Genomic DNA, 16,168 nt, shown 5'->3' with positions numbered 1-16,168 from the left:
CGGGCTCCTCCTAATCCTGGCGTGCGGCGATGAGGTGCTGGGCGTGCTCCTGGAGTGAACGGACGCCCACGTCGCCGCGGTTGAGGGCGTCGATGCCCTGTACGGCCGCCGCGAGCGCCTGCACCGTCGTCAGGCAGGGGATGCCGCGTGCCACGGCGGCGGTGCGGATCTCGTAGCCGTCGAGCCGGCCGCCGGTGCCGTACGGGGTGTTGACGATGAGGTCGACCTCGCCGTCGTGGATGAGCTGGACGATGGTCTTCTCGCCGTCGGGTCCGGTGCCTTCGAACTGCTTACGTACGAGCGTGGCGTTGATGCCGTTGCGGCGCAGGACCTCGGCGGTGCCGGAGGTGGCGAACAGTTCGAAGCCGTGCGCGACCAGTTCACGCGCCGGGAAGATCATCGAGCGCTTGTCGCGGTTGGCGACGGAGATGAAGGCGCGGCCCTTCGTGGGAAGCGGACCGTACGCGCCCGCCTGCGACTTGGCGTACGCCGTGCCGAAGACGGAGTCGATGCCCATGACCTCGCCGGTGGAGCGCATCTCCGGGCCGAGGACGGTGTCCACGCCGCGCCCGTGGATGTCGCGGAAGCGCGACCACGGCAACACGGCCTCCTTCACGGAGATCGGCGCGTCCATGGGCAGGGTGCCCCCGTCGCCGTTCGCGGGCAGCAGCCCCTCCGTACGGAGGTCGGCGATGGTGGCCCCCAGGGAGATCCGGGCTGCGGCCTTGGCCAGGGGCACGGCGGTCGCCTTGGAGGTGAAGGGCACGGTGCGCGAGGCGCGCGGGTTGGCCTCCAGGACGTAGAGGATGTCCCCGGCAAGCGCGAACTGGATGTTGATCAGGCCACGGACGCCGACCCCGCGCGCGATGGCCTCGGTGGAGGCGCGCAGCCGCTTGATGTCGAAGCCGCCGAGGGTGATCGGAGGCAGGGCGCACGCCGAGTCGCCGGAGTGGATACCGGCCTCCTCGATGTGCTCCATGACGCCGCCCAGATACAGCTCCGTGCCGTCGTAGAGCGCGTCGACGTCGATCTCGATGGCGTCGTCGAGGAAGCGGTCCACCAGGACGGGCCGGGTGGGGCTGATCTCGGTGGACTCGGCGATGTACGAGGAGAGCCGGGCCTCGTCGTACACGATCTCCATGCCGCGTCCGCCGAGCACGTACGAGGGCCGGACGAGGACCGGGTAGCCGATCTCGTCCGCGATCGCCTTGGCCTCGGCGAAGGTGGTGGCCGTGCCGTGCTTCGGTGCGGGCAGGCCGGCCTCGGCGAGGACGCGGCCGAAGGCGCCGCGGTCCTCGGCGGCGTGGATCGCCTCCGGGGGCGTGCCGACGACCGGCACCCCGTTGTCCTTGAGCGCCTGGGCGAGACCGAGCGGTGTCTGGCCGCCGAGCTGGACGATGACGCCCGCGACAGGCCCGGCCAGGGTCTCCGCGTGGACGATCTCCAGGACGTCCTCCAAGGTCAGCGGCTCGAAGTAGAGCCGGTCGGAGGTGTCGTAGTCGGTGGAGACGGTCTCGGGGTTGCAGTTGACCATCACGGTCTCGTACCCGGCGTCGCTGAGCGCGAAGGACGCGTGCACGCACGAGTAGTCGAACTCGATGCCCTGGCCGATGCGGTTGGGGCCGGAGCCGAGGATGATCACGGCGGGCTTCTCGCGCGGTGCGACCTCGCTCTCCTCGTCGTAGGAGGAGTAGAAGTACGGCGTCCTGGCGGCGAATTCGGCGGCGCAGGTGTCGACCGTCTTGTAGACGGGGCGCACGCCGAGCGCGTGCCGTACCTCCCGTACGACGTCCTCGCGCAGCCCCCGGATCTCGGCGATCTGGGCGTCGGAGAAGCCGTGCCGCTTGGCCTCGGCGAGGAGTTGGGGGTCGAGCCGGTCGGCGGCGGCCAGCTCGTCCGCGTACTCCTTGATCAGGAAGAGCTGGTCGACGAACCACGGATCGATCTTCGTCGCGTCGAAGATCTCCTCCTGGGTGGCTCCGGCGCGGATCGCCTCCATGACGGTGTTGATCCGGCCGTCGGTGGGGACCTTCGCCGTCTCCAGCAGCCCAGCTTTGTCGCCAAGGCCGCTCGTGAAGGAGAACTGGCTGCCCTTCTTCTCCAGCGAGCGCAGCGCCTTCTGCAATGCCTCGGTGAAGTTACGGCCGATGGCCATGGCCTCGCCGACCGACTTCATGGTGGTGGTGAGGGTGGCGTCGGCGGCAGGGAACTTCTCGAAGGCGAAGCGCGGGACCTTCACCACGACGTAGTCGAGGGTCGGTTCGAAGGACGCCGGCGTCTTCTCGGTGATGTCGTTGGGGATCTCGTCCAGCGTGTAGCCGACGGCCAGGCGTGCGGCGATCTTGGCGATCGGGAAGCCGGTGGCCTTGGAGGCGAGCGCGGAGGAGCGCGAGACGCGGGGGTTCATCTCGATGACGATGATCCGGCCGTCGGCCGGGTCGACGGCGAACTGGATGTTGCAGCCGCCGGTGTCGACGCCGACCTCGCGGATGATGGCGATGCCGATGTCGCGCAGCCGCTGGTACTCGCGGTCGGTGAGGGTCATCGCGGGCGCCACGGTGATGGAGTCGCCGGTGTGGACGCCCATCGGGTCGAAGTTCTCGATGGAGCAGACGACCACGACGTTGTCGTTCCGGTCGCGCATCAGCTCCAGCTCGTACTCCTTCCAGCCGAGGATGGACTCCTCCAGAAGCACCTCGGTGGTCGGCGACAGCATCAGGCCCTGTCCGGCGATCCGGCGCAGCTCGTCCTCGTCGTGGGCGAAGCCGGAGCCGGCGCCGCCCATGGTGAAGGAGGGGCGTACGACGACGGGGTAGCCGCCCAGCTCCTCGACGCCGGCCAGGACGTCGTCCATCGAGTGGCAGATCACGGAGCGGGCGGACTCGCCGTAACCGATCTTCGCCTTGACGGCTTCGACGACGCCCTTGAAGAGGTCGCGGTCCTCGCCCTTGTTGATGGCTTCGACGTTGGCGCCGATCAGCTCGACGCCGTACCTCTCCAGGACGCCGTTGTCGTGCATGGAGATCGCGGTGTTGAGCGCGGTCTGGCCGCCGAGGGTGGGCAGCAGCGCGTCGGGGCGCTCCTTGGCGATGATCTTCTCGACGAACTCGGGGGTGATCGGCTCGACGTACGTGGCGTCGGCGATCTCCGGGTCGGTCATGATCGTCGCGGGGTTGGAGTTGACGAGGATGACGCGCAGGCCCTCGGCCTTGAGGACGCGGCAGGCCTGGGTGCCCGAGTAGTCGAACTCGGCCGCCTGGCCGATGACGATCGGGCCCGAGCCGATGACCAGGACGGACCGGATATCGGAGCGCTTAGGCACGCTGGCCCTCCATCAGGGATGTGAAGCGGTCGAAGAGGTACGCGGCGTCGTGCGGACCCGCGGCGGCTTCGGGGTGGTACTGGACGCTGAAGACCGGCCGGTCGAGCAGCCTGAGCCCTTCGACCACGTTGTCGTTGAGACAGACGTGGGAGACCTCGGCGCGGCCGTAGGGGGTGTCGGAGATCTGGTCGAGCGGGGCGTCGACGGCGAACCCGTGGTTGTGCGCGGTGACTTCGACCTTGCCGGTGGAACGATCCTGCACCGGCTGGTTGATGCCCCGGTGGCCGTACTTGAGCTTGTACGTCCCGAACCCCAGCGCGCGGCCCAGGAGTTGGTTGCCGAAGCAGATGCCGAACAGCGGTGTGCCGCGCTCCAGCACGCCCTTGACGACGGTGAGGTCGGCGGTGGCGGGGTCGCCGGGCCCGTTGGAGAGGAACACGCCGTCCGGCGCGACCGCGTACACCTCGTCCACGGTGGCGGTGGCGGGCAGGACATGCACCTCGATGCCCCGCTCGGCCATCCGCTGCGGGGTCATGCCCTTGATGCCGAGGTCGACGGCGGCGACGGTGAACCGCTTGGTGCCGACGGCCGGGACGACGTACGTCTCGGTGGTGGCGACCTCCGCGGAGAGGTTCGCGCCCATCATCCGGGGCGCTTGACGCACCCGCGCGGTCAGCGTCGCGTCGTCGGTGAGGAGGCCGCCGGCCAGCGCGTCGCCGGAGAAGATGCCGACGCGCATCGCGCCGCGCTCGCGCAGATGGCGGGTGAGCGCGCGGGTGTCGACGCCGCTGATGCCGACGATGCCCTGCCGCAGGAGTTCGTCGTCCAGGGAGCGCCGGGAGCGCCAGTTGGACGGGGTGCGGGCGGGGTCGCGTACGACATAGCCGGCGACCCAGATCCGGCCGGACTCGTCGTCCTCGTCGTTGACGCCGGTGTTGCCGATGTGCGGGGCGGTCATGACGACGACCTGGCGGTGGTACGAGGGGTCGGTGAGCGTTTCCTGGTAGCCGGTCATGCCGGTGGAGAACACCGCCTCGCCGAAGGTCTCCCCCACGGCCCCGTAGGCACGGCCGCGGAAGCTCCGGCCGTCCTCCAGGACGAGTACGGCGGGAGCTTTGGCGGCTCCCCGGGTGGAGAGGGTCATCGTGCGGTGCCTTCCGTCGTCGTTGGTACGTCGTCTGTGGTGACGGCCTGGTTCATGAGGTTGACCGCTTCGACCCAGGCGGCGTGCTCGGCCGCGCGGTCGGAGCGGAAGCCGGAGTCGAGCAGCCGCTCCCCGTGCTGCCAGGTGAGGATCAGCAGTCCGCCCTCGGCCAGGACCTTGCCGGCGATGCCCTTGTCGAGCCGCGCGGCGCGCAGTTGACCCGCCGGGATGTAGAAGTCGGTGGCCCCGGGCCGTACGACGGCCACGCCCGCGTCGGTGAGCGTGAGCTCCACCCGGCTGCGTACGCCCAGGCCGTGGGCGACGATCCGGTCCAGCCACTGACCGGCGGTCGTGGAGCCGTGGTACCGGCCGCTGAGGCGCAGCGTCACATCCCCAGCGGCCTGCGGCCCCTGGGGCAGCTCCGGCAGATCGGACTGGAGACTTCCGCGCCACTTCCAGCCCTGGCGCATCAGCCAGTACACGAACGCGATGAACAGGAGCAGACCCACCACCCAGCCGATACGGGCGGCCCAGTCGGTCACTTCTGCCGACTTCTGCTCGGCGGCGATATTGATCAGTGCGGCGCTCACGCCAGACTCCCGTCGACGACCGTGGCACGGCCCCGCAGGAAGGTGTGGGTGACGCGTCCCGGCAGCTCACGGCCCTGGTAGGGGGTGTTACGGCTGCGGGAGGCGAAGCCCGCGGGGTCCACGACTCCACGGTATGCGGGATCGACGAGCGTGAGGTTGGCGGGCTCACCTGCCGAGACGGGACGGCCGTGACCGGCGAGCCGGCCGATCTGCGCGGGCCGCACCGACATCCGGTCGGCGACGCCCGCCCAGTCGATGAGACCGGTGTCGACCATCGTGTGCTGGACGACGGACAGCGCGGTCTCCAGGCCGACCATGCCCATGGCCGCCGCCGCCCACTCGCAGTCCTTGTCCTCGTGCGGGTGCGGGGCGTGGTCGGTGGCGACGCAGTCGATCGTGCCGTCCGCCAGGGCCTCGCGCAGCGCCAGGACGTCGGCCTCGGTGCGCAGCGGCGGGTTCACCTTGTAGACGGGGTTGTAGGACCGTACGAGCTCGTCCGTCAGCAGCAGGTGGTGCGGCGTGACCTCGGCGGTGACGTCCCAGCCCTTCGACTTGGCCCACCGGACGATCTCGACCGAGCCGGCCGTGGAGAGATGGCAGATGTGGACGCGGGAGCCGACGTGGGCGGCGAGCAGTACGTCGCGGGCGATGATCGACTCCTCGGCGACGGCGGGCCAGCCGCCGAGCCCCAGCTCCGAGGAGACGATGCCCTCGTTCATCTGGGCGCCCTCGGTGAGCCGGGGCTCCTGGGCGTGCTGGGCGACGACACCGTCGAACGCCTTCACGTACTCCAGCGCCCGGCGCATGATCACCGCGTCGTCCACGCACTTGCCGTCGTCGGAGAAGACCCGCACGCCGGCGGCCGAGTCGTGCATGGCGCCGAGTTCGGCGAGCTGCTTGCCCTCCAGTCCGACGGTGACGGCGCCGATGGGCTGGACGTCGCAGTAGCCGGACTCCCGGCCGAGCCGCCAGACCTGCTCGACCACTCCGGCGGTGTCGGCGACGGGGAAGGTGTTGGCCATGGCGTGCACGGCGGTGAAGCCGCCGACCGCCGCCGCCCTGGTGCCGGTGAGAACGGTCTCGGAGTCCTCACGGCCGGGCTCGCGCAGATGGGTGTGCAGATCGACCAGGCCGGGCAGCAGGATCTGCCCCTCGGCCTCGACGACGGTGGCGTCGCCCGCGTCGATGCCCGTGTCGACCCGCTCGATGACCGTGCCGTCGATGAGGACGTCGCGCGCTTCGCCGCCGAGGATCTTGGCACCGCGGATCAGGGTCTTGCTCATGGTTACTTGCTCTCCTCGATGGCGGACGCCGGGCGGGAATGGGTGACGGCGGGCTCGTTGCCGCCCAGAAGCAGATACAGGACGGCCATCCGGGTCGAGACGCCGTTGGCGACCTGCTCCACGGCCGTGCAGCGGTCGGAGTCGGCGACCTCGGCGGTGATCTCCATGCCGCGGTTCATCGGGCCGGGGTGCATGACGATCGACTTGTCGGGCATCCGGGCCATCCGGTCGCCGTCGAGCCCGTAACGACGTGAGTACTCGCGCTCGGTCGGGAAGAACGCGGCGTTCATCCGCTCGCGCTGGACCCGCAGCATCATCACGGCGTCGGACTTGGGCAGCACCCGGTCCAGCTCGTACGACACCTCGCACGGCCACTGCTCGACGCCGATCGGCACCAGGGTCGGCGGGGCGACGAGCGTGACCTGCGCGCCGAGCGTGTGCAGCAGCAGGACGTTGGAGCGGGCGACGCGGCTGTGCAGGATGTCGCCGACGATCGTGATGCGGCGGCCTTCGAGGTCCCGGCCGATGCCCGCGTCGGCGCCGACCAGTCTGCGGCGCATGGTGAAGGCGTCGAGCAGGGCCTGGGTGGGATGTTCGTGCGTGCCGTCACCCGCGTTGATGACGGCGCCGTCGATCCAGCCGGAGTTGGCCAGCCGGTACGGGGCGCCGGACGAGCCGTGCCGGATGACGACGGCGTCGGCGCCCATCGCCTCCAGCGTCAGCGCGGTGTCCTTCAGCGACTCTCCTTTGGAGACCGACGATCCCTTGGCCGAGAAGTTGATGACATCGGCGGACAGCCGCTTCGCGGCGGCCTCGAAGGAGATGCGGGTGCGGGTCGAGTCCTCGAAGAAGAGATTGACGACGGTACGGCCGCGCAGCGTCGGCAGCTTCTTGATGGGCCGGTCGGCGACCCTGGCCATCTCCTCGGCCGTGTCGAGGATCAGTACGGCGTCGTCACGGGTGAGGTCGGCGGCGGAGATGAGATGGCCGGGGGTATGGGGACTTGCCCCTGTCAGGCGCAGCATCGGGTGTGCTCCGTTGTGTGGAGGTGGTTCTGGGGTTCCGGGTCTTCCTGGGGCTTCCTGGGATTCCCGGGCGGGCACGGCGGCGTCGGGGCGCGCCGGCGCGCGGCCGTGAACGGGCCTGCGGTGTACGGGAGAAGCCCGCTAGTCGGGCTTCCGCAGGCCCAGCAGGACCGTGTCGCGGCCGTCCTCCTCGGCGAGCTGGACCTTGACCGTCTCGCGCAGCGAGGTGGGCAGGTTCTTGCCCACGTAGTCGGCGCGGATGGGCAGTTCGCGGTGGCCCCGGTCGACCAGGACGGCGAGCTGGACCGCGCGCGGCCGGCCGATGTCGCCCAGCGCGTCGAGGGCGGCGCGGATCGTACGGCCGGAGAAGAGCACGTCGTCCACGAGGACGACGAGACGTCCGTCGACGCCGTCGGCCGGGATGTCGGTGCGGGCCAGCGCGCGGGCGGGCCGCATCCGCAGGTCGTCGCGGTACATGGTGATGTCGAGGGAGCCGACCGGGATCTTGCCGCCGGTGATCTCCTCGAGCTTGTCGGCCAGCCGCCGGGCCAGGAAGACGCCACGGGTGGGAATGCCGAGCAGAACCACGTCGTCGGCGCCCTTGGCGCGTTCGACGATCTCGTGGGCGATACGGGTCAGTGCCCGTGCGATGTCGGGCGCCTCCAGCACGGGGCGGGCTACATCAGAGCTGTGCGTGTCCATAAGAAACGGACCTCCTTCTCCGCCTCACGGGACGGACGTTAAAGGACGTCGGATTTGCGCCGTCGACATTACCAGGTCCGATGGCCTTTTCCGGACTTGTGGAGGGTCGGTCGCCGACCTTTCGGCTTGACGCATCCAAGTCACGCTGCGTAACCTCACAGTGAGTTACCAGCCACGCGGCGGAGCCGCAGATTGTCCCAGCGTCCGGGGAGCCTTATGTCCAGCGAATACGCAAAGCAGCTCGGGGCCAAGCTCCGCGCCATCCGCACCCAGCAGGGCCTCTCCCTCCACGGCGTGGAGGAGAAGTCACAGGGCCGTTGGAAGGCCGTGGTGGTGGGGTCGTACGAGCGCGGCGACCGCGCGGTGACCGTGCAGCGCCTCGCCGAGCTGGCCGATTTCTACGGTGTTCCGGTGCAGGAGCTGCTGCCGGGCACGACACCGGGCGGGGCCGCCGAGCCGCCGCCGAAGCTCGTCCTGGACCTGGAGCGCCTCGCCCATGTCCCACAGGAGAAGGCGGGCCCGCTCCAGCGTTACGCGGCGACCATCCAGAGCCAGCGCGGCGACTACAACGGCAAGGTGCTGTCGATCCGCCAGGACGACCTGCGCACGCTCGCGGTCATCTACGACCAGTCGCCGTCGGTCCTCACCGAGCAGTTGATCAGTTGGGGTGTGCTGGACGCGGACGCGCGCCGCGCCGTGGCCCACGACGAGGGCTGACACCTCGGCACAGACCAGCAGAAACGTCACATCCCGGAGGGGCGGACCGCGATCGGCGGGCCGCCCCTCCGGTGCGCCGCCCTCGACAAGGGCCGTGGCCGCCCGGTGCGCGCCCGGAGCGCCGCACAGCCGGTTCGAGGGCGCCGATCCGTTCCCGGACCGCCCAGACGGCGGCCCACGGGCTCACGGACCTGGTGCCCCGAAGGTCTCGGCGAGCGAGAGAGATGTCACTCCGCGCACCGGCGGATCGAACGCGGATGCGGGCGCCTCGAGCCCCACACGTCACACGAATGGCCCAGTCGCGGACGGCCGGACTCAATCGCCGGACGGGCCGCATAGGTGCGGCCCGTCCGGCGATTGAGGACACGTACCCCGCTAGTCCGCGCGGAGCAGGCTCGGCTTGAGGTCCTTGAAGCGGCCGAGCAGGCCGTTCACGAAGGACGGTGAGTCGTCGGTGGAGAACTCCTTGGCGAGCTGTACCGCCTCGTCGATCACCACGGCGTCGGGCGTACCGTCCACCCACACCAGCTCGTACGTGCCGAGCCGCACGATGTTGCGGTCCACGACCGGCATCCGGTCGAGCGTCCAGCCCACCGAGTAGGTGGTGATGAGTTCGTCGATCCGGTCCGCGTACCGCGCGTACCCCTCGACCAGCTCCATCGTGTACTCGCTGACCGGCGGCTGGCGGTCGTCGGTCCGGGCGTGCCGGAGCCAGTCCGCGAGGACCGTCTGCACGGGCGCCCCGCGCTGGTCGGCCTCGAAAAGGATCTGGAAGGCGCGCTTACGGGCCTTGTTGCGGGCAGCCACGGTTAGCTGTTCACCCGGCCGAGGTACTCACCGGAGCGCGTGTCGACCTTGATCTTCTCGCCGGTCGTGATGAACAGCGGGACACCGATCTCGTAACCGGTCTCCAGCTTCGCGGGCTTGGAGCCGCCGGTGGAGCGGTCGCCCTGCACGCCGGGGTCGGTGTGCTCGATGACCAGCTCGACGGCGGCGGGCAGCTCGACGTAGAGCGCGTTGCCCTCGTACATCGCCACCGTGGCCTCGAAGCCCTCCAGAAGGAAGTTCGCGGCGTCGCCGACGATCTCCCGGCTGACGTGGATCTGGTCGTAGGTGCCCATGTCCATGAAGACGAAGTACTCGCCGTCCATGTACGAGAACTGCATGTCGCGGCGGTCGACGCTGGCGGTCTCGACCTTCACGCCGGCGTTGAAGGTCTTGTCGACGACCTTGCCGGAGAGCACGTTCTTCAGCTTGGTGCGCACAAAGGCGGGGCCCTTGCCGGGCTTGACATGCTGGAACTCGACAACGGACCAGAGCTGGCCGGAGTCGAGCTTGAGAACCATGCCGTTCTTGAGGTCGTTCGTGGAAGCCACGGTTGCGGAATCTCCTGGACTGAAGCGGGGTGGGACCACGGGTGTGCGCGCCACCGCCGCGACCGGCAAAAGCTTGCCGGAGCGCTAGAGCGCGAGCAGTTCCTTGGTCGTGATGGTGAGCAGTTCGGGTCCGCCGTCCGCCTCGGGGCGGACGACGAGCGTGTCATCGATCCGGACACCGCCCCGGCCCGGGAGGTGGACCCCCGGTTCGACGGTGACCGGCACACAAGCGTCCAGTTTACCCATGGCGGTGGGTGCCAACTGCGGGTCCTCGTCGATTTCGAGCCCCACACCGTGTCCGGTACGGGCCGCGAGCCCTTCGCCGTACCCCGCCGACTCCAGCGGCCGGCGGGCCGCGCGGTCCACGTCGCGGAAGGCGGTACCGGGCGTCAGAGCCTCCCGACCTGCCCGTTGTGCGGCGAACACCAGGTCGTACAGCTCGATCTGCCAGTCGGCGGGCGACGATCCGATGACGAAGGTGCGGCCGATCTCGCAGCGGTATCCGTGGTAGTTGGCACCGAGGCGTACGGAGAGGAAATCACCCTCCTCGACCCGGCGGTCCGACGGCCGGTGGCCGGGGCGGCCCGAGTTCGGCCCGGTGGCGACGGAGGTCCGGAAGGCCGGTCCGTCGGCGCCGTGGTCGACCAGTCGGCGCTCCAGCTCCAGGGCGAGATGCCGTTCGGTGCGGCCGACGAGGATCGATTCGAGCAGTTCGCCGAGCGCCTGGTCGGAGATCTCGGCGGCGATGCGCAGGTGGGAGATCTCCTCCTCGTCCTTGACCGTCCGCTGCTGTTCCACGGTGCGGCCCAGGTCGGTGAGGAGCAGCCGGGGCGCCACGGAGCGCATCGCGCGGTGCCGGGCGACGGTCAGATGGTGTTCCTCGACGGCGAGGGTGCGGGCCGTGGCGGGGTCGAGGAGGTCAGCGGCGGCGACGGCCGGATCGCCCGTCGTGGTGGGCAGCACGCTCAGCCGAAGGTGCTCGTCGGGGCGGCCGTCGGCGGGGTCGCCGGTGGGGGTGCGGGGGCACAGCAGCACGTCGCGCTGGTCGGCGACGCCGAGCAGCAGGACGGCGCCCGGTGGCGCGCCGCCGGCGAGATAGCGGACGTTGGCGGGCAGTGACACCAGGGCGGCATCGCTGCCGGCCGCGGAGCACCGGTCGCGCAGCCGCCCGCGACGGACCGCATACACCTCTGACATGTATCGAGCCTATGAGCGCGGGCCCCGCTCGGCGCGGCCGACGCGTCCGACCGGGGCGGCCCGGAATGTACGGCACCGGGCCTGGGGCGTGTCTGGCGAATGGCGCCGTACGCCCGCAGGGCGGGGCGCGTGCCGGGCGTCGCGGGGCGGGCGGGACTTCTCGAACACGGCCTGGCGGGCCCCGGCCGAAGGCCCCGCTACCAGGCCGGGGGGCTGGCGATCGACCGGGCGAGGACGTCGTCCAGCACGCGGGCCGTCGTCTCGACGTCGTACTTCGAGTTGTCGATGATCGGCAGTCCCGAGCCGTACCAGCCGGCCATCCGCCCGTGGATGCCCGCCACTTCCTCGTCCGAGAGCCTGCGGTTCCCGCTGCGCTCCGCGTTGCGCTCCAGCACGATCTCCAGGCCGGGCAGCAGGACGACGGGCAGCAGACCGGGGCCGACGTGGCGCTTCCAGCCGCCGAGTCCGACGACGGGGCGGTCGGGGAAGACCGCGTCGTCCAGGATGCAGGAGATCCCGTTGGCCAGGAAGTTACGGGCGGCGAAGCCGCAGGTGCGGCGGGCGAGACGGTACTGCGCCTCGGAGTGCTCGTTCCATCCCGACTGCGGGTCGGCGAAGCCGGAGCAGACCCATTCGCGTACGTCGTCGAGGCTGATGTGCGCGGTGGGGACCGGCCGGCGGGCCGCCCAGTGCCGGGCGACGGTCGTCTTGCCCGCGCCGGCTGGCCCGATCAGCAGCACGGCCAGCGTGGCGGCGCCCGTACCGCTGTCGGCGAGATGCGGTACGGGGAGGGGAACCGGCCCGCCCGGCGGCAACTGGATGTGCCCGGTCGAGTCCGGCCGGGGCGCCGGGGGTCCCTGCTGGGGCACGGGGGTCTGCGGCGGTGCCGGAGGAATCCGCTGCGGCCCGCTGGGGCGGCCCGCCGGCGGCGGCCCGGGATGCGCGTGCGGGTGCGGATGAGGTGCGCCGTGCGGCGGCGGGCCGCCGTGCGCCTGCGGCCCCGGACGGCCGCCGGGAACGGGCCGGCCGCCGTACGGCACCGCGCCCGGGGCGGGCGGCTGCCCGTGGGGCGCGGGAGGGCCGGCCGGCGGGCCGGGGCGCGGTGCGCCGTGCGGTGGCGGACCGTGCGGCGGGGAGCCGTGCGCCCAAGCGCCCGGACCCTGTCCGCCCGCGCCCTGCGCCGAGCCATGGGGAGGCGGCAGCGGACCCCCCACTGCGTGCTGCATTCCGGTGCCACTCCGTCTCGTACGTCTGACGTTGATCGCTCGGCCGCCCGGCCGACTTGCTTTCGAACGGTACCGTCCCGGCCGGCGCGGCCGTCCCCCGGAAGAACGTCACAGGCCCGCCCCGAGTGCCCGGCCGGCCGTTCGGGCCTCCCCCGTCAGCCGTCGTGAGCCGTCAACGGGCCACGTCAGCCGTCCAGTTCCTCGGCGACCGCGCGCAGCGCCAGTCGGTAGGAGCCGATGCCGAACCCCGCGATCGTGCCACTGGCGACCGCCGCGACGACCGACGTGTGGCGGAATTCCTCCCGTGTGTACGGATTCGAGATATGCACCTCGATCAGCGGCGCGGTGCGCTGCGCCGCCGCGTCCCGCATTCCGTACGAATAGTGGGTGAAGGCCCCCGGGTTGAGCACGACGGGGATCGATCCGTCCGCCGCCTCGTGCAGCCAGCGGATCAGTTCGCCCTCGTCGTTCGTCTCGCGCACGTCGACGGCGAGGCCCAGCTCCTTGCCCGTCGACTGGCAGGTCTCCACAAGTCCGGCGTACGAGACGGAGCCGTAGACGTCCGGTTCGCGCGAGCCGAGCCGGCCCAGATTGGGGCCGTTGAGCACCAGCACCCGACGGGTCACTCGGACACCTCCCCGTACGCGGCGAGCAGCACCGCCGGGTCGGGTCCCTCCAGCACGGTGGGCTTGGCCAGACCGTCGAGGACGATGAAACGCAGCAGGTCACCGCGGGATTTCTTGTCGACCTTCATCGTTTCGAGCAGCTTGGGCCACTGGTCGCCGCGGTAGGTCAGGGGCAGTCCGACGGACTTCAGTACGGCGCTGTGCCGGTCGGCGGTCGCGTCGTCCAACCGGCCCGCGAGACGGCCCAGTTCGGCGGCGAAGACCATGCCGATGGAGACGGCCGCGCCGTGCCGCCATTTGTAGCGTTCGTTCTTCTCGATGGCGTGGGCGAGGGTGTGGCCGTAGTTCAGGATCTCGCGTACGCCGGACTCCTTGAGGTCGTTGGACACGACCTCCGCCTTGACCCGGATGGAGCGCTCGATCAGTTCGGCGGTGTGCGGTCCGGTGGGGACGCGCGCGCCCTCGGGGTCGGCCTCCACCAGATCGAGAATGGCCGGATCGGCGATGAACCCGGCCTTGATGATCTCGGCCATACCGCTCACGTAGTCGTGCACGGGCAGCGAGTCCAGCGCCGCGAGATCGCAGAGCACCCCGGCGGGCGGGTGGAAGGCGCCGACGAGGTTCTTGCCCTCGGCGGTGTTGATGCCGGTCTTGCCGCCGATCGCGGCGTCGACCATGCCGAGCACCGTCGTCGGTACGGCGATCCACCGCACCCCGCGCAGCCAGGTCGCGGCGGCGAAGCCCGCGACATCGGTGGTGGCCCCGCCGCCGACGCCGACGATGACGTCGCTGCGGGTGAAGCCGCTCTGGCCGAGCGCCTTCCAGCAGTAGGCGGCGACCTCGACGGTCTTGGCCTCCTCGGCGTTCGGCAGTTGGATGGCGATCGCCTCGTACCCCTGGTCCGCCAGGTCCTGGCGCAGCGTCTCGCCGGTCTCGGCGAGCGCTTCGGGGTGCAGCACGGCGACGCGCTTGGCGCGGGTGCCGATGAGTACGGGCAGCTCGCCCAGCAACTGACGGCCGATCAGCACCTCGTACGGGTCGTGGCCCGCGGTGCCGCCGACCTGGATGCGGGTGACCGGCTGGTCCTGGTCCGTCGTCATGCCTGGTTCTCCTTCCGGGGGTTGCCGGGGGTGGCGGAACCATCCGCGCCGGGAATGGCCGCCGCGGCCAGGTCCAGCGCCTCGATGACGGCTTCGGCGACCTCTTCGGGCGCCCGTTCGTCGGTCGGGACGACCGCGCGCGCGACCTCTGTATAGAGGGCGCGTCGCTCCTCCATCAGCAGCTTCCACTGCTGGCGGGGGTTGATGGCGAGCAGCGGGCGGGCGAGGCCCAGACCGGTGCGGCGGACCGCCTCGTTCGCCTCCATGGAGAGGTAGACGACGGGGAGGCCCGTGAGCAGTTCGCGGGTGTCCTTGTCGAGGACCGCGCCGCCGCCGAGCGCCACGATGCCGGAGTGTTCGGCGAGCGCGGTGCGTACGGCGGCCCGCTCCAGGTCGCGGAAGTGCTGTTCGCCGTCGTCGAAGAAGATGTCCGAGATCTCCCGGCCCTCGGCGGCCACGATGTCCGCGTCGGTGTCCCGGTACTCGGTGTCGAGGCGTTCGGCGAGGAGCGCGCCGACGGTGGTCTTGCCGACCCCCATGGGGCCGACCAGGACGATCAGCGGGCCGCTCACCGGATCACCAGGTTCGTCAGGTACGACTCGACGTTGCGCCGGGTCTCGGGGACGCTGTCGCCGCCGAACTTCTCGGCCACGGCGTCGGCGAGGGTCAGCGCGACCATGGCCTCGGCGACGATGCCCGCCGCGGGCACCGCGCAGACGTCGGAGCGCTGGTGGTGCGCCTTGGCGGGCTCGCCGGTCGCGACGTCGACGGTGGCGAGCGCGCGGGGAACGGTCGCGATGGGCTTCATCGCGGCCCGTACGCGCAGCAGTTCGCCCGTCGACAGTCCGCCTTCGGTGCCGCCGGAGTGGCCCGAGGCGCGCCTGATGCCCTCGTCGGTGACCATGATCTCGTCGTGGGCCTGCGAGCCGGGCACCCTGGCGAGGCCGAAGCCGTCACCGACCTCGACGCCCTTGATGGCCTGGATGCCCATGAGGGCGGCGGCGAGCCGGGCGTCGAGCCTGCGGTCCCAGTGGACGTGCGAGCCGAGACCGACGGGCACGCCGTACGCCAGCACCTCGACCACACCGCCGAGGGTGTCGCCGTCCTTGTGGGCCTGGTCGATCTCGGCGACCATCGCCTCGCTCGCCTCGGGGTCGAGGCAGCGCACGGGGTCGGCGTCGAGCCGTTCGACGTCGGCGGGGGTCGGGTACACGCCGTACGGGGCCTTGGCGGTGGCCAGTTCGACCACGTGGGACACGATCTCGATCCCGGCCGTCTCCTTCAGATACGACCGCGCGACCGCGCCGAGCGCGACCCGGGCCGCCGTCTCGCGGGCGCTGGCGCGCTCCAGGATGGGCCGGGCCTCGGACGCGCCGTACTTCTGCATGCCCGCGAGATCGGCGTGGCCGGGGCGCGGCCGGGTCAGCGGCTCGTTACGGGCGAGATTGGCCAGCACCTCGGGGGCGACCGGGTCGGCCGACATGACCTGCTCCCACTTGGGCCACTCGGTGTTGCCGATCATGATCGCGACGGGCGATCCCATGGTGAGGCCGTGCCGGACGCCGCCGAGGAAGGTGACCTCGTCGCGCTCGAACTTCATGCGGGCGCCGCGTCCGTAGCCCAGCCGCCGCCGGGCGAGATGATCGCCGACGATCTCCGTGGTGATCGGTACACCCGCGGGAAGTCCCTCCAGAGTCGCCACGAGTGCGGGTCCGTGCGACTCCCCCGCGGTCAGCCAGCGCAACCTGCTCAACGGTGCTCCTCGGTAACTCTCGACAGCTTCGACGGTACGAATCGGGTACGAGTCCGGTACGCGTCCCCGGGCCTCGATCCTGCCATGACCGGCCACCGGCTCCGTGA

At 70.9% G+C, this 16,168-nt stretch carries 15 protein-coding genes; 1 reads left to right on the top strand and 14 read right to left on the bottom strand.

From position 1 onward, the window contains the following. Positions 1–10: 10 nt before the first annotated feature. The 6 genes from carB to pyrR form a co-directional block, all read right to left on the bottom strand. Positions 11–3,322: a carbamoyl-phosphate synthase large subunit gene (gene carB, locus OG329_RS35660; protein ID WP_405800752.1), complete on the bottom strand. Its 3,312-nt coding sequence runs from the start codon at positions 3,320–3,322 to the stop codon at positions 11–13. Next, positions 3,315–4,466: a glutamine-hydrolyzing carbamoyl-phosphate synthase small subunit gene (gene carA / locus OG329_RS35655; RefSeq protein WP_405800751.1), complete on the bottom strand. Its 1,152-nt coding sequence runs from the start codon at positions 4,464–4,466 to the stop codon at positions 3,315–3,317. Before carA ends, carB begins: the two co-directional genes overlap by 8 nt. After that, positions 4,463–5,056 carry a hypothetical protein gene (locus OG329_RS35650; protein ID WP_405800750.1) on the bottom strand — a complete coding sequence of 198 codons (594 nt, stop codon included), beginning with the start codon at positions 5,054–5,056 and terminating at the stop codon, positions 4,463–4,465. The genes carA and OG329_RS35650 overlap by 4 nt, the downstream gene beginning before the upstream one ends. Beyond that, entirely contained in the window at positions 5,053–6,339 is a 1,287-nt protein-coding gene (locus tag OG329_RS35645) for a dihydroorotase (RefSeq protein ID WP_405800748.1), read from the bottom strand. The genes OG329_RS35650 and OG329_RS35645 overlap by 4 nt, the downstream gene beginning before the upstream one ends. Positions 6,340–6,341: 2 nt before the next feature. Continuing rightward, positions 6,342–7,364: an aspartate carbamoyltransferase catalytic subunit gene (locus OG329_RS35640; RefSeq protein ID WP_405800747.1), complete on the bottom strand. Its 1,023-nt coding sequence runs from the start codon at positions 7,362–7,364 to the stop codon at positions 6,342–6,344. Positions 7,365–7,505: 141 nt separating this feature from the next. Beyond that, positions 7,506–8,066 (bottom strand): bifunctional pyr operon transcriptional regulator/uracil phosphoribosyltransferase PyrR, encoded by a 561-nt coding sequence (pyrR, locus tag OG329_RS35635; protein ID WP_405800745.1) that lies wholly within the window; start codon positions 8,064–8,066, stop codon positions 7,506–7,508. A 216-nt stretch (positions 8,067–8,282) separates the two neighbouring features. On the opposite strand from pyrR, the gene bldD reads away from it, so the two are divergent. Beyond that, positions 8,283–8,783 carry a transcriptional regulator BldD gene (bldD, locus tag OG329_RS35630; RefSeq protein ID WP_023542978.1) on the top strand — a complete coding sequence of 167 codons (501 nt, stop codon included), beginning with the start codon at positions 8,283–8,285 and terminating at the stop codon, positions 8,781–8,783. A 375-nt stretch (positions 8,784–9,158) separates the two neighbouring features. On the opposite strand, the gene nusB is transcribed toward bldD, so the two are convergent. The 8 genes from nusB to aroC form a co-directional block, all read right to left on the bottom strand. Next, the gene (gene nusB, locus OG329_RS35625) at positions 9,159–9,590 is read right to left on the bottom strand and encodes a transcription antitermination factor NusB (RefSeq protein ID WP_405800744.1); all 432 of its coding nucleotides are present in this window, start codon (positions 9,588–9,590) and stop codon (positions 9,159–9,161) included. A gap of 2 nt (positions 9,591–9,592) precedes the next feature. Continuing rightward, positions 9,593–10,159 (bottom strand): elongation factor P, encoded by a 567-nt coding sequence (efp, locus tag OG329_RS35620; protein WP_405800742.1) that lies wholly within the window; start codon positions 10,157–10,159, stop codon positions 9,593–9,595. An 84-nt stretch (positions 10,160–10,243) separates the two neighbouring features. Further along, positions 10,244–11,356: an aminopeptidase P family protein gene (locus OG329_RS35615; RefSeq protein WP_405800741.1), complete on the bottom strand. Its 1,113-nt coding sequence runs from the start codon at positions 11,354–11,356 to the stop codon at positions 10,244–10,246. Between the two features lie 197 nt (positions 11,357–11,553). Then, positions 11,554–12,582, bottom strand: coding sequence for an AAA family ATPase (locus OG329_RS35610; protein ID WP_405800740.1), 1,029 nt, complete (start codon positions 12,580–12,582; stop codon positions 11,554–11,556). Positions 12,583–12,767: 185 nt separating this feature from the next. Then, positions 12,768–13,208 carry a type II 3-dehydroquinate dehydratase gene (aroQ, locus tag OG329_RS35605; protein WP_023542973.1) on the bottom strand — a complete coding sequence of 147 codons (441 nt, stop codon included), beginning with the start codon at positions 13,206–13,208 and terminating at the stop codon, positions 12,768–12,770. Beyond that, positions 13,205–14,308 (bottom strand): 3-dehydroquinate synthase, encoded by a 1,104-nt coding sequence (gene aroB / locus OG329_RS35600; protein ID WP_405800739.1) that lies wholly within the window; start codon positions 14,306–14,308, stop codon positions 13,205–13,207. The genes aroQ and aroB overlap by 4 nt, the downstream gene beginning before the upstream one ends. Further along, complete coding sequence (locus OG329_RS35595; protein WP_405800738.1) at positions 14,305–14,880, bottom strand: shikimate kinase; 576 nt, start codon at positions 14,878–14,880, stop codon at positions 14,305–14,307. Before OG329_RS35595 ends, aroB begins: the two co-directional genes overlap by 4 nt. Then, positions 14,877–16,061, bottom strand: coding sequence for a chorismate synthase (gene aroC / locus OG329_RS35590; RefSeq protein WP_405800736.1), 1,185 nt, complete (start codon positions 16,059–16,061; stop codon positions 14,877–14,879). Before aroC ends, OG329_RS35595 begins: the two co-directional genes overlap by 4 nt. Positions 16,062–16,168 lie beyond the last annotated feature (107 nt).

This window comes from Streptomyces sp. NBC_01506, from assembly GCF_045040295.1.
Lineage (GTDB): Bacteria > Actinomycetota > Actinomycetes > Streptomycetales > Streptomycetaceae > Streptomyces.
This window is presented reverse-complemented; position numbering and strand designations above follow the sequence as displayed.